Raw genomic sequence first — 18,600 nt, forward strand, 5'->3', positions numbered from 1 at the left:
CATGATAATCGTGGCTGCATCACTGACAGGCGCGGGCCGCCGTCGTACTGTTGGGCCATGGCGGAAGAAAGGCAGGGACCATGACAAGGGAAAAAGGGGCCGCAACACTGCTGGCCAAAGCGCTGGCCATTGTCCTGGGCTCGGCGGAGGTGCCACTCCGGCTGCGGGCATGGGACGGCACGGAGGCTGGACCGCCCGGTGCTCCGGTTCTTGAGTTCAGATCACGCCGTGCCCTGCGCCGGATCCTTTGGTCGCCGGGTCAGTTGGGGCTCAGCCGGGCGTATGTCGCGGGCGACATTGAAGCCCCGGGTGACATTTTCGCAGGATTCCAGGCGCTGAGTTCGGTGGGCAAGTTCTCCGAACCCGGCCCGTTCACACCGCTGACACCCCGGGAACTGCTGACCCTGCTCAGTACCGCTGTGCGGCTCGGTGCGTTGGGGCCCAACCCCGCGCCTCCCCCGGAGGAGGCGAGGGTCACCCGGAAGGGGCGGCCGCACACCCGGCACCGCGATGCCGCGGCAATTTCACATCATTACGACGTCGGCAATGACTTTTATGCCCTCGTGCTGGGACCGACAATGGTTTATTCGTGTGCTGTATGGGGGTCCGGAACGTCCGACGGCGGGGCGGCGGCTGGCGGGGCTGCGGACGGCACTGCGGCGGACGGCCGCGGCCTTGTGGCGGGACTTGAGGAAGCCCAGGCAGCGAAACTGGATCTGGTGTGCCGGAAACTGGGGCTGAAACCCGGGATGCGGGTGCTGGATGTGGGCTGCGGCTGGGGCAGCTTCGCCCTGCACGCTGCCGAAAACTATGGCGTCTCCGTGGTGGGAGTGACGCTCTCCTCGGAGCAGGCCGTGCGTGCCCGCAAACGGGCAGCGGACGCCGGCCTTACCGAAAACATCGACATCCGTGTGCAGGACTACCGGGATATCCCCGACGGACCCTTTGATGCAATCAGCTCGATCGGCATGTCCGAGCATGTGGGCCGGGAACAGATGCCGGGCTACGTAGAGGTGCTGCACGGCTTGCTCCGCCCGGGCGGACGGTTGCTCAACCACGCGATTTCGTGGAACGCCGGCCCCACCAAGCCGGACCCTGATTCCTTCATTCCGCGCTATGTCTTTCCCGACGGCGAGATGATCAGCCTGGGCGAGATGGTCAGTGCGCTGGAGGGCGGCGGATTTGAGGTGCTCGACGTCGAGGCCCTGCGCCTGCACTATGCCCTGACCCTGCGGGCGTGGGTGCGGCGGCTGGAGGAGAACTGGGATGAGGCTGTCCGGCTGACCAGCCTGGGCCGGGCCCGCGTGTGGAGGCTGTACATGGCTTCCAGTGCCCTGGGTTTCGAGACCGGCCTCACGGGCGTCAACCAGGTGCTGGTGCAGAGGGCCGGCGGGGCAGAGCCGCCATTGCGCCGGACAGACTGGGTCTAGCACGCAGACTGGATCTAGCAGGACAGACTGGATCTAGCAGGACAGACTGGGTTTATAGCGGAAGAGCCACCCGCTGGGTGGCTCTTCCGCTGGTCCCGGGATGGTTCCCGGATTTGGTGGAGCTGAGGGGACTCGAACCCCTGACCCCCTGCATGCCATGCAGGTGCGCTACCAGCTGCGCCACAGCCCCAAACCCTTGCTGACCGGCGGTTCACACCGGCCGAAGCAACCTGTTCAGCTTAATGGAAATCCGCCTTGCGCGCCAATCGGCAGCCGCAACCCGGGCAACAAAAAAGTCCGCCGGAATCTTTCGATTCCGGCGGACCATCCGGTGGAGCTGAGGGGACTCGAACCCCTGACCCCCTGCATGCCATGCAGGTGCGCTACCAGCTGCGCCACAGCCCCGGACCTTCGCTGATCCGTGGTTTCCCCGGAGCAACTCAAATATCTTAGACCAGCGTTTCAGAAAATTCCAAATCCGGCATATTGGGCCCGGCGAGGCCTCTTATTCGGTTTCGGAGCCTGCCGGAGCCTTGGCTGAGGTGTCATCCGCCAGCTGCAGGTCAACCACGGGGCAGTCCTTCCACAGGCGCTCCAGGGCGTAGAAGACGCGGTCCTCTTCGTGCTGGACGTGGATGACGATGTCCGAGTAGTCCAGCAGTACCCAGCGTCCGCCGGAGCGGCCCTCACGGCGGGTGGGACGCAGGTCCTGTTTGGCCAGTTCCTCTTCGATGCCGTCCACAATGGCGTTGACCTGGCGTTCGCTCGGTGCAGAGGCAATGAGGAAGACGTCGGCCAGAGCCAACCGCTCACTGACGTCAAGCGCCACGATGTCGTGGGCAATCTTGTCCGCGGCGGCCTTGGCGGCGTGGCGGGCTATGGCGATGGATGAATCTGATGCAGTCACGGGACTCCTTGTTGTTTTCTAAAGCTTTGTGTGAGGGCGCTACGGGTGGGGCGCCGGGTCAGCGGGACATGCCGCTGATGATGAGGACGACGCCGGAGATGAGGGCCACGATCCCAAAAACAAGGACGAGGACCTGCATCAGCCTGAGCCGCTTCGCGCGGGCCAGGCCTGCGGTTGCCGCGTCCAGGGGTTCCAGCCCGTGCGCGGAACTGGCCGGGATCCGGGGCAGGTCCTCGAAGAGATCGTCAGGCTCGACCATCTGTTGTTGGGGCATGGCGGGTGCGGCCCGTTTCGGCTCGGCTGCTGCCTTGGCGGCAGCTTCTGCCCTGGCTATAACCCGGGAACGGCCTGAGGGCGCTGCGGGTGCGGAACCGGTTGAAGACTGCTTCGGCGTGCCGGACGGCCGGCGGCCTTTGCCGCCGGTCCGGACCTTCTGTCCGGGCTGGGTTACCACCGGCACATGCGAAGTTGCCGAGGGTTTCATGACGGGGCGGTCGATGCCTGGCACCTGGACGAACTCGAGCGGCGTCACCATGGCGAGATTGGCGGCAGTGGCCGGGCCCGGCCGCGTCCCGGACGGCTGCGTCCCGGCCGGTTGTGTCGCCGGGCGGGGGGATGTGGTTGTACCCAGGGAAGACGTGGCGGGTTCGGCCTGCTCAGCCAGTTTCTGCTTTGCCATGGCCCGGCGGTTGAGGATGGCTGCCCGCTCGGCCAGTGCGATCTGTTCCGCCAGGATGTCCGGATCCACTGCCTCCGGATCCAGGGAAGCAATGTGCTCCATCTTGGCCAGCTGGTTCTTGGCCTGCTCGGCGATCAATGACCGCGCTGCGAGGGCCTGTTCCACACTCATGCCGGCGGGAACGCGGGTCTCCGGGGCGGGCACCTCAGTGCCGCCGGTGGCCAGCATGGGATCAGTGCGGGCACCGGGACCTGCATTGGCTGGGGCGACACGGGGCTGGCCTGCGCTCTGCGGGCCCACTGCCTGCTGGACCTTTGCCTGCTCGCCCGGCGCCTGCTTGCCCGGTGCCTTCTGGACCGCAGGGGCAACGACCGGATTGGCCGAGGTGACGGCCTGTTCCTTAAGCTGCTGCAGCCGCAGCTGCCTGCGGGTGGGAGGGCCTCCGGCGGACAGCTGCCCTTCTTTCTCCTCAAGCTCCTTGATGGCACGCAGGGCCGCCCGGTCGCGGGCACGGATCTGAGAGGACCGTTCGGCAGGTGTTTGTTCCGGCACGGAATCCACCGGGGTGTCGGACACCCGGCGTTGTTTTGAGGCAGGCGAAAGCTGGCCGGGGGCGGGAGGCCCGGCCACCTTCTTGTCGTCTCTGGACTGCCGCAGTTCGCGACGGCTGCGGACGGGGGGCTGTTCCTGACTCATTGAGAACTCATTCAGTACTGGCTGACTCGTCTGTTTCGGTAGTGCTGACGTCCTGGGGAAATGGTCCCTCGGCGTACAGTCCGTATTTGGCGATGTATTGCACCACACCGTCCGGCACGAGGTACCAGACTGGATTATGGCCGGCTACCCTGATCCGGCAATCGGTGGAGGAGATGGCCATGGCCGGCACCTCCAGGAGGCTGACGTCTTTCCGGCCCATGCCGTCGAGCACGTGCCCTGGCCGCGTCACGCCCACAAAATGCGCGAGTGACCACAACTCATCGATGTCTTTCCAGGACAGGATCTGCGCCAGCGCGTCGGCTCCGGTGATAAAGAAAAGATCCGCATCCGGCCGCTGGGTCCTCAGATCCCGCAAGGTATCAATGGTATACGTGGGCCCGGGCCGGTCAACATCGACCCTGCTCACGGTGAAGCGCGGATTCGAGGCCGTGGCAATCACCGTCATCAGGTAGCGGTGCTCTGCCTCGCTCACCTGCTTGTGCGATTTCTGCCATGGCTGCCCGGTGGGGACAAAGACCACTTCATCCAGACCAAACTTGGCTGCTACTTCACTGGCGGCGACGAGGTGGCCGTGGTGGATGGGATCAAACGTCCCGCCCATCACGCCCAGCCGCAGCCTGCCTTCAGCACCTTCACGGTGCAGAACAGTGGAAATGTCAGTGGCCTTGGCCGTGGTCGTGCTTGTTGGGGTGCTGGCGGTGCGGATCGGCGTGCTCTTCCGTTGCGGTGTGCCGGTTGCCCAGGTTGGAGTAGGACAGCGTGATGAACATCAGCACCAGCAGGATGGCGAACATGACCGCGCCGAAGACATACGGGTCAGCCCACAGCGGGGCGAGTTCGTGTTCTTCGCCTTCGGCAACGGTCATGGCAATCTGCTGGAGCAGCATTTTCTCCCCTAGGGTTCAAGGATGTAGCAGCGGATTCTCCGCTGTTGTAGGACTTTTGTCTATGTTACCGCGTTGTCAGCCGCGGACCTGGCCCTCGCCCTGCACGATCCATTTGGTGGTGGTGAGCTCAGTCAGCCCCATCGGTCCGCGTGCGTGCAGCTTCTGGGTGGAAATGCCCACTTCGGCGCCCAGCCCCAGCTCGCCGCCGTCGGTAAACCGCGTGGAAGCGTTGACGATGACCGCAGCCGAATCGATCTCGGCGATGAACCGCTCCGCATTGGCAAGGTTGTTGGTCAGGATGGCTTCGGTGTGGCCGGTGGACCACGTGCGGATGTGCTTGACGGCGTCGTCGAGGCTGTCCACCATGGCCACGGCGAGGTCAAGGTCCATGTATTCAGTCCCCCAGTCAACGTCCGACGCCGGCTCGGACTCTACGGAGGAGGGCAGGGCCGCGCGGACCCGCTCATCAACGTGCAGCCTCACCCCTGCGGCGCTCAGGGCGGCAGCCACGGCAGGGAGCACGGTGGAGCGTGAATGGACCAGCAGGGTCTCCACGGTGTTGCACACGCTGGGCCGCTGTGTCTTGGCGTTCAGCAGGATGTCAACGGCCATCTCTTCACCGGCGGATTCGTCGATGAAGATGTGGACGTTGCCCTCGCCGGTTTCGATGACGGGCACGGCGGCGTTGGTGACGACGGACTGGATCAGTTCCCGCCCGCCCCGCGGGATCAGGACATCAACCCGGCCGCGGGCGCGCATCAGCGCATTCGCACCTTCGCGGCCGTACTGGTCCACGGTCTGCACGGCGTCGGACGGCAGACCCACGCTGTCAAGGGCTTCGCGGAGTACGTGGACAAGGGCCTCATTGGTGGCGGCAGCGGCTGTGCCGCCCCGGAGGATGACTGCGTTGCCGCTCTTCAGGGCGAGTCCGGCGATGTCCACGGTGACGTTGGGACGGGCCTCGTAAATGGCGGCCACCACACCCATGGGCACATTGACCTGGCGCAGGCGCAGGCCATTGGGCAGGGTCTGGCCGCGGACCACATTTCCCACCGGGTCCGGCAGGTTGGCGAGATTATCCAGCGCGTCCACGAGTCCGGTGATGCGGGCTTCAGTCAACGTCAGGCGGTCCAGCATGGCCGCGGACGTACCGTTAGCCTTGCCGGCAGCCACGTCCTTGGCATTGGCGGCGAGGATAAGGCCATTGCGCTCCTGGAGGGCAGCTGCAATGGCGCGCAGGCCGCGGTCCTTCCACGCCCGGTTGGCCCTTGCCATCCGCCGGGCCGCATGCCGTGAACGGTCGGCGATCGCGTGCACTGCGGCCTCAACGTCAGCGGCGGAGGCCGGAACGGCAGGTGCATCCGGTGAAGCAGGAACGGCAGTGTTCTCCCCGGAAGTCGCAGCAGTGGTATGGGTCAGCGCCTCAGTCATGGTTCAAGTTTAGGCGAGCCGGACGCTCAGACCAGCACCAGGTCATCAACGTGAACAACTTCACGGTCATACCGGCGCCCCAGCGACTTGCCAAGTTCCTTGGTGGACCGGCCCAGCATCTGCGGCAGTTCCGCGGCGGAGTAGTTGACCAGCCCGCGGGCAATGACGGTGCCGTCGGCACTGGCCATCTCGACGGCGTCGCCCGCTTCAAAATCCCCGTTAACGGCGGAAATGCCGGCCGGCAGCAGCGAGGTGTGGCGGTCCCGGACTGCCTTGACAGCGCCGTCGTCGAGAATAAGCCGGCCATGGACGGACGCAAGGTGTTCCAACCACAGCATGCGGACCGGTTTGCGGGCACCGTTGACGGTGAACCAGGTGCCCACGTCTTCCCCCGCCAGTGCGGCGGCTGCGTTGCCCGTGGATGTGACCAGGGCGTGGATGCCGGAGCCGGCCGCAATGGTTGCCGCCTCGACTTTGGTCATCATTCCGCCGGTCCCCACACCGGCCTTGCCGGCCTTGCCGATTGACACACCGTCGAGATCGTGCGGGCCTTCAACGAGCGGGATCCGCTTGGCACCGTGCGACGGCGGGCCGTCGTACAGGGAGTCGACGTCGGAGAGCAGCACCAGCGCGTCGGCGCGGACCAGGTGGGCCACCAGGGCGGCGAGGCGGTCGTTATCCCCGAAGCGGATCTCGTGGGTTGCCACGGTGTCGTTTTCGTTGACCACCGGCACCACTCCAAGGTTCAGGAGACGGTCCAGGGCGCGGAAGGCGTTGGTGTGCTGGCTGCGGCGCATCAGGTCATCTGCGGTGAGCAGCACCTGGCTGACGGTCACGCCGTGGGCGCCGAAAGCCTGGGTGTAGCGGGCCATCAGCAGGCCCTGGCCCACACTGGCGGCGGCCTGCTGGGTGGCAAGGTCACGCGGCCGTTTGGCCAGGCCAAGGGGCGCGAGGCCAGCCGCAATGGCGCCGGAGGAAACCAGGATGATCTCCGTGCCGGAATTCCGCTTGGCTGCCAGCGCATCCGCCAATGCGGTCAGGGACTCCTCGGAGATGCCCCCCTTGATGCTGGTAAGCGACGACGAACCCACCTTGACCACAATCCTGCGGGCGCCGGAGAGCACACCCCGGTCCGCGGTCCGCTGGTGCGGCACCGCGGCAGTGGTGCTACTGGTCATCGTCTGCGCCCAGTCCACTCTCCTTGAGCGGCTTGGCGATGCGGCGGCTGCTGACTGACTCGGTCCAGATCCCGGCTTTCCGTTCGGACTCGAGCTCGGCGCGGGCGGCTGCCTTGGCATCCTTGCGCTCCTGCTGCTCGTCCCGCTTCTGGCCACGGGTGGGGCGGTCGCCGATGTCCGCAAAACGGACGTCGGTGCCACGCGGGGCGGCGAGCAGCTCGGCACCGGCCATCATGGTGGGCTCCCAGTCGAACACCACGCCGTCATCCTCGCCGATCACCACGGTGTCACCGGGCTTGGCACCCTGCTTGAACAGTTCGTTTTCCACGCCGAGCTTGGCCAGGCGGTCTGCGAGGTAGCCGATGGCTTCCTCGTTGGTGAAGTCCGTCTGCTTGACCCAGCGCACAGGCTTGTCACCGAGGACGCGGAACAGCGGCTCAAGGTTCTTTTCCTCGCGGCGGATCTTGAAGCCGGCCTCGTTCACGGCGCGCGGACGCAGCACGGGCGGCTGGACCTTCGGCGGTGCCGCGGCAAGGGTGTCACGGGCAGACTGGACGATTTCCGCCATGGCAAAGCCGAGCTGGCGCAGGCCCTCGTGGCTGGTGGCTGAGATTTCGAAGACCCGGTAGCCGCGGGATTCCAGTTCCGGGCGGACGAACTCGGCCATGTCCTTGCCGTCCGGGAGGTCCACCTTGTTCAGGGCTACCAGGCGCGGGCGGTGGTTCAGCGGGACAACTTCGCCGTCAGTGCCGGCGTAGCTCATGTCCACGGCGTACTTTTCCAGTTCGGCCTCGATGATGGCCAGATCGGAGAGCGGATCGCGGTCCGCTTCGAGCGTGCCGCAGTCCAGAACGTGCACCAGTGCGGCGCAGCGCTCCACGTGGCGCAGGAAGTGGTGGCCCAGGCCCTTGCCTTCGCTGGCGCCCTCGATCAGGCCCGGGACGTCAGCGATGGTGAAGCGGACATCGCCGGCCTGGACAACGCCAAGGTTGGGAATAAGCGTGGTGAAAGGGTAATCGGCGATCTTGGGCCGCGCGGCGGACATGGCCGCGATCAGGCTGGACTTGCCGGCAGACGGGAAGCCCACCAGGGCGATGTCCGCAATGGACTTCAGTTCCAGCACAACATCGCTGGACTCGCCCTCGATGCCGAGGAGCGCGAAGCCCGGGGCCCGGCGCTTCTGGGAGGACAGTGATGCGTTGCCCAGGCCGCCCTGGCCGCCGGCCGCCGCAACGTACTCGGCGCCTTCGCCCACGAGGTCAGCGAGGACGGTGCCGTCCTTGGATTTGACTACGGTGCCGTCCGGGACCGGGAGGATGAGGGTCTCGCCGCTCTTGCCGCCGCGCCAGTCACCCATGCCGGGGCCGCCGTTGGTGGCGTGGCGGTGCGGGGCGTGGTGGTAATCCAACAGGGTGGTGGTCTGGTGATCCACACGCAGGATGACGTCGCCGCCGTCGCCGCCGTTTCCGCCGTCGGGCCCGCCGAGAGGCTTGAACTTCTCGCGGTGGACGGAGACACAGCCGTGGCCGCCGGTACCGCCGGATACGTGCAGTACTACCCGGTCTACAAAGCTCGCCACGTGGATCTCCTCAGTGCTGTTTCCTGGACGCCCGAAGGCACCAAAACGATTGTAATGCGGTTAAAAGAACAGTGGAGCGGACCAACAGGTCCGCCCCACCACTTCAGAACTATTTGTTACTCTGCAGCTGCAGCAGCAACGATGTTGACTACGCGGCGACCACGGCGCGTGCCGAATTCGACAGCTCCCGGGGTCAGTGCGAACAGGGTGTCGTCGCCGCCACGGCCTACGCCTGCACCCGGGTGGAAGTGGGTGCCGCGCTGGCGGACGATGATCTCGCCTGCGGAAACTACCTGGCCGCCGAAGCGCTTGACGCCGAGGTACTGGGCGTTGGAGTCACGACCGTTGCGAGTGGAGCTCGCGCCTTTTTTATGTGCCATTTGAAATGCCTGCCTCTAAATTCTGGGGAATCTGCTGAAAACTTGAACAGTAACGAAAGGTTACTTGATACCAGTGATCTTGACCTTGGTCAGTTCCTGACGGTGACCCTGGCGCTTCTTGTAACCGGTCTTGTTCTTGAACTTCTGGATGACGATCTTCGGACCGCGAAGGTCATTGAGGATCTCAGCCGTGACAGTTACCTTGGCCAGGTCCGCAGCTGCGGCAGTGACCTTCTCACCGTCAACCAGGAGCAGGACGGGCAGCTCAATGGTGCTGCCAGCTCCACCGGCGACGCGGTTGAGGGTAACGAAGTCTCCAACGGAGACCTTCTCTTGCCGGCCGCCTGCGCGGACAATCGCGTACACCACTTGGGAACTCACTTCTCTCGACGTTTATTACTAGATTTGCGTGCGGAACCTGGGTCCATGTTTGGCTGGGCTCTCGCTGTGCCTCAACGCCGTGGGGTCGTAACCCAAGTGTTGGCGTAAGCACCGAAGATCTAGAATACGCTAATTTTGCCTTCGGCCGCAAATGAGGCTGGTTACGGCAGGTTGACTGTGATAGGACCCACAAGCAGGTACAGCACTGACAACCAGGAACCGTGCCCGACTATCCTACCGGCTGAAAGCGCCGCAGGCGTTCAGGCGTGCAGGCGCGGCGCGTCGAAGAACTCCACTTCGAAACGGCATGACTGGCCGAAGGCCGCCAACATGGCCACCCTCTCGTCCTCGGAGCCCCTGCGTCCGGCGTCGTCAGCCAGGGCAATGGCTTCCCGGGTGGCCTGAGCGAAGTCCTCGTCCGCGTAGGTCCGCAGCCATTCGGCATAAGGGTGCGAATCCGGGGAGCCTGCATCGACGAACTCCCGGTGCAGCGTCTGCCCCACTTCGGCGTACAGCCAGAAGCACGGGAGGACAGCAGCCACCAGTACGGCGTAGCTGCCGGAGGCCGAGGCCGCCAGCAAGTGGTCCACATACGCTTTCGTGACCGGCCCGAGGCCCGGCTCCACCGTGCGGGAACTGAGCCAGCTCCGGTGCAGCTCTGACTCGACCTCCAGGCACTGCTGCGCGGAGCGGGCCCAGAACAGTTGACCAGCCTCAGTGGGCGCCAGCGCGCTGGCGCGGGCCAGCACCCGCGAGTAGCCGTTGAGGTAGATGGCGTCCTGAGCGAGGTAGTAGCTGAACTGCGCCTCGCTCAGGGAGCCGGCCGTGAGGTCCCGGATAACCTCCAGCCCGTAGATCGCTTCCAGTTCCGGAGCCGCCTCCAGCCGCAGCAGTTCAGCGAATTCGCCCTCCGCCAAGCCATGCTTCGCGTGGTGGAAGTGGTGGATCGGGCCGTTTCCCTCCCCCACCTCCAGCTGGCCGGAGGCCTGGAGCGCGCCGGCCAGCCAGGGCTTCACCTGCCGCAGCGAGGCTTCCCAGTCGCCCAGCCGGGCCTGCACGGCAGCCATCGCCGATGACAGCGAGCATCCGGTCCCGTGGCTGTTCGGCGTGACAACGCGCTCCCCCGCACACTCCACCACCTCCTGCGAAAGCAGTCCCCCGGCGTTGACCAGGGCATCAGGGCAGGTATCGCCGTCGAGGTGGCCTCCCTTCACAAGGATGGTGGCCCCGGTGGCGGCAGAAAGCCGGCGTCCTTGCTGCAGTGCCTCTTCCCAGTTTTGCGCCTGCGGCTCGCCGAGCAGGAGTGCAAGTTCCACCAGGTTTGGCGTGATCAGGTCAGCGAGCCTGAGCAGGTCCCTGAGGGCACCCTCGGCGGCTTCCTTCAGGAGCCTGTCCCCGCTTGTGGCCACCATCACCGGGTCCAGGACGACGACGGCGGGGCGGACTTTTTCCAGCCACCCGCGGACCACGGCTATCACCTCAGCGTCACCCAGCATGCCGATTTTGACGGCGTCGATGGTGATGTCGTCGCTGATGGCCTCGAGCTGCTGGGCCAGGAAGGATGCTGGGGGGACGTGGACGGCCCGGACGCCCAGGGTGTTCTGGGCGGTCAGGGCGGTGATGGCGGCCATCCCGTAGCCACCGAAGGCCGCGATGCTTTTCAGGTCGGCCTGGATGCCGGCGCCGCCTGAGGGATCAGAGCCCGCGATGGACAGAACGCGGGGTATTTCGCACCGCACGTGGCCGTCAGTGGAGCGGCTTTGTAAGGTCTGGCCCGGGGTAGTTTCGGAAGAAGGAGCTGCAGTGGAGGTACTGGCAGCCGGGGGCAGGATAAGAGTAGAAGCCAAGGAGACATCCCTTCGCCGGTGCTAACCGGACAGGTTCAACGGGTCTGGATCTCAGCCGGCACTCTGCGCGGCACCCCGTGTCAGTGGTTCAGCCTAGCCTCTTGTGCGGGTTCCGGCCTTCCGTGACGTTTTGGGGCCAGCGTCCACACCCTGAAGGCGGGTGGTTAAAGCGCAATGCCCGTCCGCGCCTGTCTAGAACAGGCGCGGCCGGGCATCGCGGCTTGGTTGGTCAGAGCTCTGAAGCCGGAACCCCTACACCGAGGATGATGGGGGCCTCCGCAGCCGGTTTGTCAGCGGCAGGAACCTTGGCGGGTTCCGGTGCCTTGGCGGCGTGGGAGTGCCCGGCGGAAGCCGCAGGCGCGGCCTCGTGATGCTCCACTGACGTGGCATTGGCTGCGCCCTGGGCACGGCTGGCACTTCGGTTACGCCGCGGCCGGCGGGTACGTGTCTGGTCCGCGGTGTGATCCGAGTAGTCCTTCTCCTCCGCGGCTGGCTGCTGGCGGGCCGGCTGGACTGCAGCCTGGGCCTTTTCGGCCGGTACGGCCGTCCCGGCAGCCGGAGCTTCAGCTGCCTGGGCTTCAGGCCCGGCAACCGGTGCACCCAGATGCGCGAAGGCCTCGGCAAGCCGGTCCAGGGTCAGGGCAGGCGACTGCGGGTGATCCGCGTGGTGCTCCACGAACGGCAGCACAACCTGCTCTCCACCGAACGTCAGCACTGCACCGGGACGGCTGCTGGGGTCGGTTCCGGTGCGTTCCGCAGGTGCTGCGGCTGACGCTTGGGAAGGTGCCGGCGTTGGTGCTTTCGCCGGTGCCGCCGCAGCAGCCTGGCCAGCAGCGCCAAGTGCCTGCGCCACCTCCTCTTCATGCACGTGTGCAGCGTGTGCAGCAGCGGCAATGTTTGCCAGTGCAGCCCTGGTGGCCTCAGCCTTGGCGTGGCGCTCGGCGTCACTGGGGTCAGGGTGGACCGTGTGGATCTGCACCGGGGCTGCCGGCGCGACTTCGAGGGGCTGGCCCCCGCGGCCACGGCGGCGCTTGCGGTCCGTGCGGCCACCGGGCTGGTTGTCTCCGCGCGCCGGATCCATGCGCTGGTCAGGGCGCTGATCGGTGCGCGGCGCTTCGGTCCGGTGGCTGTCGGCACGCTGCACGTGGTGCTCAGCGGCAACAGTATTTGCCCGGCGGTGTTCCACGGGGTCGTCATGGGTGACGATTCCGCGGCCGGCGCAGGTTTCGCACTGTTCCCCGAAGACCTCAAGGAGCCCGGTGCCCATCCGCTTGCGCGTCATCTGGACCAGGCCCAGTGATGTCACTTCGGCGACCTGGTGCTTGGTGCGGTCGCGGCCCAGGCACTCCACCATGCGGCGCAGGACGAGGTCGCGGTTGGACTCGAGCACCATGTCGATGAAGTCGATGACAATGATGCCGCCGATATCGCGGAGCCGGAGCTGCCGGACCACTTCTTCGGCTGCTTCGAGGTTGTTCTTGGTGACGGTTTCCTCGAGGTTGCCGCCACTGCCGGTGAACTTACCGGTGTTGACGTCCACCACGGTCATGGCTTCGGTACGGTCGATCACCAGGGAGCCCCCGGACGGCAGGAAGACCTTGCGTTCGAGCGCCTTGTGTATCTGCTCGTCGATCCGCCAGGCAGCGAAGATGTCCTGGTCCTTGGTCCACTTTTCCAGCCGGCCCACCAGGTCCGGGGCAACGTAAGTGACGTAGGCCTCGATGGTGTCCCAGGCTTCTTCACCGGAGACGATCAGCTTGGAGAAGTCCTCGTTGAAGACGTCTCGGACCACCTTGATGGTGAGGTCCGGTTCGCCGTAGAGGAGTTCGGGGGCAAGGATCTTCGTTGAGGTGGACTGGCTTTCGATGCCCTCCCACTGGGCGCGCAGCCGGTTGATGTCATGCGTGAGCTCCTCTTCCGAGGCGCCTTCGGCAGCGGTGCGGACAATCACGCCGGCATGCTCCGGGAGGCGGTCCTTGAGGATGCGCTTGAGGCGGTTGCGTTCGACGTCGGGGAGCTTGCGTGATATGCCGGTCATGGAGCCGCCGGGAACGTACACGAGGTAGCGGCCGGGCAGGGAGATCTGGCTGGTCAGGCGGGCGCCCTTGTGGCCTACGGGGTCCTTGGTGACCTGAACCAGGACCGTATCGCCTGACTTGAGCGCGTTTTCGATCCGGCGCTGCTTGCCTTCGAGGTTGACTGCTTCCCAGTTCACTTCGCCGGCGTAGAGGACGGCGTTGCGGCCGCGTCCGATGTCAACGAACGCGGCTTCCATGGAAGGCAGCACGTTCTGCACCTTGCCGAGGTAGACGTTGCCGATCAGGGAGTCCTGCTGGGTCTTGGAGACAAAGTGCTCGGCCAGGACGCCGTCTTCGAGGACCGCGATCTGGATTCTGTCGTCGCGCTGGCGGACGATCATCTGCCGGTCAACGGATTCACGGCGGGCCAGGAACTCGGCCTCGGTGATCACCGTGCGGCGGCGGCCGGTATCGCGGGATTCGCGGCGGCGCTGCTTCTTGGCTTCGAGCCTGGTGGAGCCCTTGACGGATGTCACGCGGTTATTGACCGGCGCTTCGGTGGCGGCGCGCGGTGCGCGGACGCGTGTCACCGTATTGGGCGGATCGTCGCCTTCTCCACCGGTCAGCTCCAGGTCCTGATCACCACGGCGGCGGCGGCGGCGACGGCGGGACGTCACGCCTTCTTCGGCCTGGCCTGCTGATTCTTCGTCGTCTTCAGCGGCGCCGTCCTGGCCGCCTTCGGCAGCTTCGGCGTCGTTATCAGTATCGTCGGTGCGGCTGCGGCCACGGCGGCCACGGCTGCGGCGCCTGCGGCGGCCGTTGGCGTCGTCCGCTTCGCCGTCTTCGGCGTCGTCCTCTTCAGGTTCAACGGCCGCTGGAACGGCGGCCGGCACCGGGCGGGCCACCGTGCTCAGGTCAGGCGCCTGGAAAAGCACCGACGTGGACGAGCCTGGTTCAAGGAAAAGTGAACCAAAGGGACTGGCCACCTCGGCGCGGGCGGACTCTGCCGCCGGGGCAGCGGTCTCCTGCCGAGCTGTTTCCTGCTGCTCCTGAGCCTGCGTTGCAGGGGCTTCAGGAACTTCCGGTGACTCACCTCCGGGTACTACTGCGGCCACAGCCACAGCGGCTCCAGGAGCAGCGGCAGTCTCAGGGGCAGTCACGGCTTCAGGAGCAGCGGCTGCGGCAGTTTCCGGTGCAGCAGTCGCAGGGGCTGAGGTCTTGCGGGTGGCTACGCGGCGGCGACGGACAGGTTTCGTGTCCACGGCAGTCTCTTCGCTCTGTACCGCGGCGGAAGCCTCCACGGCAGCAGGCTCTACAGCAGCGGGTGTTTCCGTGGCCTCGGCAGCGAAGGCGGGAAGCGGTTCTGCCTCGGCTGCCTTGCGTGTGCGTGTCCGGCGGACGGGCGCCTTGGCGGCCGGTGCAGCGGCGGCGTCGTCGCCGGTCAGAGTCAGTGCCTCAGGCGTGCCGGGCGCTGCTGCCTCTGCCGCGGTTGCGGCACCGGAGTCGATTGCGGCACCGGCGTCGATTGCGGTGTCCGTGGCGGCTGCAGCCTTGGGTGCCGCTTTGCGGCGGGTCCGGGTGGCCTTCTTCGGCGCTTCAACGGCCTCAGCCACTGCTGCTTCGTCATTAACGGCTGGTACTTGTTCGTTTTCCATATGTGGCAACACTCCTGCCCCTGACGTACCGCCACATCCGGCACCCAGTGGGGCACATATTGTCAAAACCCGCAGGCGTTGACAGAAGTCAAGTGGATACTCTCAGGTTCGCACCGGCAGTGGGGTGCGGCAGCCCGTGGGAGCCGTTGGCTGTGTCCTGAAACCCGTTGTTCTACGTGCCACAACCAGGTGCCGACCAATGGGACGCGGGACGCCGGATCAGAGGATCCAAAGCCTGCCCTGCTCGTCATTGGCGGTCTTGGGAACAAGCCACCGGACCGGAGTCCGAATGTGGGTCGGCCTCCAGCCACGTTCATTCTCTCACACCCGGACTGAAAGACGGCGGAAGCCCGGACGCGGATCGAACGGCCTTCCGGCTGAATGCTGTCCCCAGCCCACGGCGTTACAATCAGGCAAGGAGCACCCGACGCAAAGGACGCCACGAACCATGCCCAGCATCTCCCCCGCCACAGGCACCGGCAGCCCCGCAGCCGAACGCATGGCAGGCCCGGATCCTGTGACTTCAGCAGCCGTTCCGCCCATGACCCGCAACCGGCCCCTGGGCTGGCTGATGGTCATCACCAGCCTGATCGGCTGGCTGGCGTCCGGGACGCTGGTCCTGGAAAAGCTTGAGGTCCTCAAGGATCCCAACCACACCACCGTGTGCGATGTGAATCCGTGGATCTCCTGCGGCCAGGTCATGCAGACATGGCAAAGTTCGGTGTTCGGCTTCCCCAACATGTTCATCGGCATTGTGGCCTTCGCCGTCACCCTCGCCGTCGGCATGGCCCTGCTGTCCGCGGCCACCTTCGCCCGCTGGTACTGGCTCGGGCTCCAGGTTGGCGTTACGCTGGGCTTCGCGTTTGTGGTGTGGCTGTGGTCCCAGGCCCTCTACGAGATCCACATCCTGTGCCCGTTCTGCATGATCGTCTGGGCCGCGATGATTCCACTGTTTGTCTGGGTGACCATCCGGAACGTCACCCATGGTGTCATCCCGGCCCCGGCCGGCGCGGCGCGCCTGCTCGGCGACTCTGGCTGGATCATCACCGCGTTGCTGTACGTGGCAGTGATCGCCACGATCTTCTTCGCCTTCATTCAGGTATTCGCGGGTACGTCCGGTTTCTAGCAGACGCACAAAAGAGCCCCCGTTTCCGAAGAAGCGGGGGCTCTTTTTTGTGTGCAGGGCGGGGTCATATAACGCCCGATAAACAGCCCGGCATGGGTTTTCAGTGACCCCGCGTTGGCTAGGCCTGGAACCAGATCTTGATCTCGCGCTCAGCGGAGTCCACCGAATCCGATCCGTGGACCAGGTTCTGCTGGACCTTCAGGCCCCAGTCGCGGCCGAAGTCGCCGCGGATGGTTCCCGGTGCGGCAATGGTGGGATCGGTGGTTCCTGCGAGGGAGCGGAAGCCTTCGATGACGCGGTGGCCCTCGAAGATCGCTGCCACTACGGGCCCGCTGAGCATGAACTCCACAAGGGGCTCGTAGAACGGCTTGCCCACGTGCTCCTCGTAGTGCTGCTCCAGCAACTCGCGGCTCGCGTCCACCTTCTTCAGCTCGGCGAGGGTGTAACCCTTTGCCTCAATGCGGCTCAGGATGGCGCCGCTGAGGTTGCGGGCCACGCCGTCGGGCTTGATCAAAACTAGGGTGCGCTCAATGCTCACAACTGCTCCAATGCGTTGGTGGGGTTTCGGGACAATTCTACGAGGCTTCCGGGGTGTCCCGGTGCGCCGAGTTCCATTCGGCCTGGTCGCGTTCGCGCTGCGCGGACTCGGAGTCGATCCGGATGCCGGTCCGGATCCCGTACCACCACGCGAGGGCGAACAGCGCGCCCACGAGGAACATCATGGGTTCAACGATCCCGGTCAGGATCAGCACGATCTGCAGGATCCAGCCCAGCCCCACACCCCAAGGCCTGGACAGCACCGCGCACGCGAAGATCATAACCAGGCTGAGGGCGATTCCGGTGCCCAGGATCAGCGCCGGCGGAAACTCCCCGCGCTTAAGTCCGAAAACGGCCAGGGTGGCGAAAAACACCACGAATGCCTCGAGCAGCAGGACTGTGGAAGCGAACATCACCTTTGTGGACCGGCGCTTCTTGGGCATCCCGGGACGCCACTCCCGCTGGGCCTTGGTCAGTCTGGCCATGGCTAAGCCTCCGTCTTTCCGAGCAGGATCCGTGCCTCGGCCACCAGGGTGATTGACCCCGTCACCAGGACACCACCGGAGAGGTCGTCGTTGGCTTCGGCGCGTTCCACGGCCCATTCGAGGGCGTCGTCGAGCTTTTCGGCGATGTGGATGTTGTCCTCGCCGAAACCCATCTCCACTGCGAGTTCAGCCAGCTCGGCTGCCGGTACTGCCCTCGGCGAGTTGGACTGGGTGAAGCAATATTCCTCCGCGATTTCACCGAGGGATTCCTTGAGCTGGCGCAGGATTTCCTCGGCGTCCTTCTCCTTCAGCACGCCAACCACCGGCACGAGCCGGGTGAAGCTGAAGGCCTCCTGGATCGCTTCGGCCGAGACCCGGATTCCGTCGGGGTTGTGGGCGGCGTCCACGATGATGGTGGGCGCCGTCCGGACCACTTCCAGCCTGCCCGGCGAGGTGACGGAAGCGAAGGCTTCCTGCAGCACTTCGGCGTCGAGTTCCTTTTCGCCGCCGAAGAAGGCCTCGAGGGCAGCCACGGCAACGGCCGCGTTCTGGGCCTGGTGCGCGCCGTGCAGCGGCAGCAGCAGTTCCGGATACCGGCCGGCGATGCCCTGAATGCTGACCACCTGCCCGCCGACAGCCACAGTCCGGGACTCGACGCCGAACTCCACGCCTTCGAAACGGAACGGCACGGAGACTTCCTTGGCCTTTTCCAGCAGCACCTGGGCCGCGTCAACGGGCTGGGCTGCGCTGATCAGGAAACCGCCGGGTTTGATGATCCCGGCCTTCTCGTAGGCGATGTCCTCGGTGGTGTCTCCCAGCAGGTCCGTGTGGTCCAGGGAGATGGGGGTGATCACTGATACCTGGCCGTCGCCAACGTTGGTGGCGTCCGTGATGCCACCAAGTCCCACCTCGATCACTGCCACGTTGACCGGCTGGTCGGCGAACACGGCAAACCCCAGGATGGTCAGGCATTCGAAGTACGTCAGCCGGGGCTCGCCCGCTGCGGTGAGTTCGTCGTCGACGATCTGCAGGTAGGGCCGGATCTCATCCCAGATGCGGACAAACGTCTCATCCGACACAGGGTGGCCGTCGATGCTGATCCGTTCGGTGACCTTGGACAGGTGCGGGCTGGTGTAGCGGCCGGTGCTCAGGCCGTGCGCCCGCAGCCCTGCCTCGATCATCCGGGCAGTGGAGGTCTTGCCGTTGGTGCCGGTCACGTGGATGATCGGGAAAGCCTTGTTGGGCTCCCCCAGCACATCCATGGCACGGAACAGCGGCGCAAGACGCGGCTCCATCTTGTTTTCCGGGGCCCGGCCCAGCAGCTCGGCGTAGACACTTTCCACGGAGAATTCGTCGGTCATTT

The 18,600-nt window shown here is 65.6% G+C and carries 16 protein-coding genes, 2 tRNA genes and 1 riboswitch; of the genes, 2 read left to right on the forward strand and 16 right to left on the reverse strand.

Annotated elements, in window-relative coordinates; translation table 11 throughout:
- Positions 1 to 80 precede the first annotated feature (80 nt).
- Positions 81 to 1,430, forward strand: coding sequence for a class I SAM-dependent methyltransferase (locus ACP7AX_RS08530; RefSeq protein WP_426226109.1), 1,350 nt, complete (start codon positions 81 to 83; stop codon positions 1,428 to 1,430).
- Between the two features lie 114 nt (positions 1,431 to 1,544).
- Here ACP7AX_RS08530 and ACP7AX_RS08535 read toward each other — a convergent pair.
- The 13 genes from ACP7AX_RS08535 to ACP7AX_RS08595 form a co-directional block, all read right to left on the reverse strand.
- Positions 1,545 to 1,620: transfer RNA gene (locus ACP7AX_RS08535), tRNA-Ala, on the reverse strand.
- A gap of 142 nt (positions 1,621 to 1,762) precedes the next feature.
- Positions 1,763 to 1,835: transfer RNA gene (locus tag ACP7AX_RS08540), tRNA-Ala, on the reverse strand.
- 100 nt (positions 1,836 to 1,935) lie between these two features.
- Positions 1,936 to 2,337, reverse strand: coding sequence for a ribosome silencing factor (gene rsfS, locus ACP7AX_RS08545; protein ID WP_131683958.1), 402 nt, complete (start codon positions 2,335 to 2,337; stop codon positions 1,936 to 1,938).
- Between the two features lie 58 nt (positions 2,338 to 2,395).
- Positions 2,396 to 3,712, reverse strand: a complete 1,317-nt coding sequence (locus ACP7AX_RS08550; protein ID WP_426226110.1) for a hypothetical protein — start codon at positions 3,710 to 3,712, stop codon at positions 2,396 to 2,398.
- 7 nt (positions 3,713 to 3,719) lie between these two features.
- Positions 3,720 to 4,349, reverse strand: coding sequence for a nicotinate-nucleotide adenylyltransferase (gene nadD / locus ACP7AX_RS08555; protein ID WP_426226161.1), 630 nt, complete (start codon positions 4,347 to 4,349; stop codon positions 3,720 to 3,722).
- Between the two features lie 40 nt (positions 4,350 to 4,389).
- Positions 4,390 to 4,620, reverse strand: coding sequence for a hypothetical protein (locus tag ACP7AX_RS08560; RefSeq protein ID WP_131683955.1), 231 nt, complete (start codon positions 4,618 to 4,620; stop codon positions 4,390 to 4,392).
- Positions 4,621 to 4,695: 75 nt separating this feature from the next.
- Positions 4,696 to 6,051 carry a glutamate-5-semialdehyde dehydrogenase gene (locus ACP7AX_RS08565; protein ID WP_426226111.1) on the reverse strand — a complete coding sequence of 452 codons (1,356 nt, stop codon included), beginning with the start codon at positions 6,049 to 6,051 and terminating at the stop codon, positions 4,696 to 4,698.
- A 26-nt stretch (positions 6,052 to 6,077) separates the two neighbouring features.
- The gene (proB, locus tag ACP7AX_RS08570; protein WP_426226112.1) at positions 6,078 to 7,229 is read right to left on the reverse strand and encodes a glutamate 5-kinase; all 1,152 of its coding nucleotides are present in this window, start codon (positions 7,227 to 7,229) and stop codon (positions 6,078 to 6,080) included.
- Positions 7,219 to 8,808, reverse strand: a complete 1,590-nt coding sequence (gene obgE / locus ACP7AX_RS08575; RefSeq protein ID WP_426226113.1) for a GTPase ObgE — start codon at positions 8,806 to 8,808, stop codon at positions 7,219 to 7,221. Before obgE ends, proB begins: the two co-directional genes overlap by 11 nt.
- A 116-nt stretch (positions 8,809 to 8,924) precedes the next feature.
- Positions 8,925 to 9,188, reverse strand: coding sequence for a 50S ribosomal protein L27 (rpmA, locus tag ACP7AX_RS08580; RefSeq protein ID WP_009372867.1), 264 nt, complete (start codon positions 9,186 to 9,188; stop codon positions 8,925 to 8,927).
- A gap of 60 nt (positions 9,189 to 9,248) precedes the next feature.
- Positions 9,249 to 9,557, reverse strand: a complete 309-nt coding sequence (rplU, locus tag ACP7AX_RS08585; RefSeq protein WP_108600109.1) for a 50S ribosomal protein L21 — start codon at positions 9,555 to 9,557, stop codon at positions 9,249 to 9,251.
- Between the two features lie 272 nt (positions 9,558 to 9,829).
- Positions 9,830 to 11,296 (reverse strand): bifunctional hydroxymethylpyrimidine kinase/phosphomethylpyrimidine kinase, encoded by a 1,467-nt coding sequence (locus ACP7AX_RS08590; protein WP_426226162.1) that lies wholly within the window; start codon positions 11,294 to 11,296, stop codon positions 9,830 to 9,832.
- Positions 11,297 to 11,406: 110 nt separating this feature from the next.
- Positions 11,407 to 11,504: riboswitch (TPP riboswitch) on the reverse strand.
- 141 nt (positions 11,505 to 11,645) lie between these two features.
- A complete protein-coding gene (locus ACP7AX_RS08595; RefSeq protein ID WP_426226114.1) occupies positions 11,646 to 15,089 on the reverse strand; it encodes an Rne/Rng family ribonuclease in 3,444 nt (1,147 codons plus the stop codon).
- A gap of 448 nt (positions 15,090 to 15,537) precedes the next feature.
- Between ACP7AX_RS08595 and ACP7AX_RS08600 the strand changes: the two genes are divergently transcribed.
- Entirely contained in the window at positions 15,538 to 16,215 is a 678-nt protein-coding gene (locus ACP7AX_RS08600; protein WP_426226115.1) for a vitamin K epoxide reductase family protein, read from the forward strand.
- Between the two features lie 118 nt (positions 16,216 to 16,333).
- Here ACP7AX_RS08600 and ndk read toward each other — a convergent pair whose 3' ends face one another.
- Genes ndk through ACP7AX_RS08615 form a run of 3 tightly spaced genes read right to left on the reverse strand, consistent with a single transcriptional unit; the run spans position 16,334 to position 18,598 of the window.
- Positions 16,334 to 16,753, reverse strand: coding sequence for a nucleoside-diphosphate kinase (gene ndk / locus ACP7AX_RS08605; protein ID WP_426226116.1), 420 nt, complete (start codon positions 16,751 to 16,753; stop codon positions 16,334 to 16,336).
- A gap of 37 nt (positions 16,754 to 16,790) precedes the next feature.
- Complete coding sequence (locus ACP7AX_RS08610; protein WP_131683948.1) at positions 16,791 to 17,237, reverse strand: DUF4233 domain-containing protein; 447 nt, start codon at positions 17,235 to 17,237, stop codon at positions 16,791 to 16,793.
- A 2-nt stretch (positions 17,238 to 17,239) separates the two neighbouring features.
- A complete protein-coding gene (locus ACP7AX_RS08615) occupies positions 17,240 to 18,598 on the reverse strand; it encodes a bifunctional folylpolyglutamate synthase/dihydrofolate synthase (RefSeq protein ID WP_426226117.1) in 1,359 nt (452 codons plus the stop codon).
- Positions 18,599 to 18,600 lie beyond the last annotated feature (2 nt).

This window comes from Pseudarthrobacter sp. DSP2-3-2b1, from assembly GCF_049895945.1.
Classification (GTDB): Bacteria; Actinomycetota; Actinomycetes; order Actinomycetales; family Micrococcaceae; genus Arthrobacter.

Coding starts and splice junctions, on each gene's coding strand:
- proB (WP_426226112.1), bottom strand. CDS start 7,229: ATGACCAGTAGCACCACTGCCGCGGTGCCGCACCAGCGGACCGCGGAC.
- ACP7AX_RS08600 (WP_426226115.1), top strand. CDS start 15,538: ATGCCCAGCATCTCCCCCGCCACAGGCACCGGCAGCCCCGCAGCCGAA.
- ACP7AX_RS08550 (WP_426226110.1), bottom strand. CDS start 3,712: ATGAGTCAGGAACAGCCCCCCGTCCGCAGCCGTCGCGAACTGCGGCAG.
- ACP7AX_RS08615 (WP_426226117.1), bottom strand. CDS start 18,598: ATGACCGACGAATTCTCCGTGGAAAGTGTCTACGCCGAGCTGCTGGGC.
- ACP7AX_RS08560 (WP_131683955.1), bottom strand. CDS start 4,620: ATGCTGCTCCAGCAGATTGCCATGACCGTTGCCGAAGGCGAAGAACAC.
- ACP7AX_RS08565 (WP_426226111.1), bottom strand. CDS start 6,051: ATGACTGAGGCGCTGACCCATACCACTGCTGCGACTTCCGGGGAGAAC.
- rpmA (WP_009372867.1), bottom strand. CDS start 9,188: ATGGCACATAAAAAAGGCGCGAGCTCCACTCGCAACGGTCGTGACTCC.
- ACP7AX_RS08595 (WP_426226114.1), bottom strand. CDS start 15,089: ATGGAAAACGAACAAGTACCAGCCGTTAATGACGAAGCAGCAGTGGCT.
- ACP7AX_RS08530 (WP_426226109.1), top strand. CDS start 81: ATGACAAGGGAAAAAGGGGCCGCAACACTGCTGGCCAAAGCGCTGGCC.
- ACP7AX_RS08610 (WP_131683948.1), bottom strand. CDS start 17,237: ATGGCCAGACTGACCAAGGCCCAGCGGGAGTGGCGTCCCGGGATGCCC.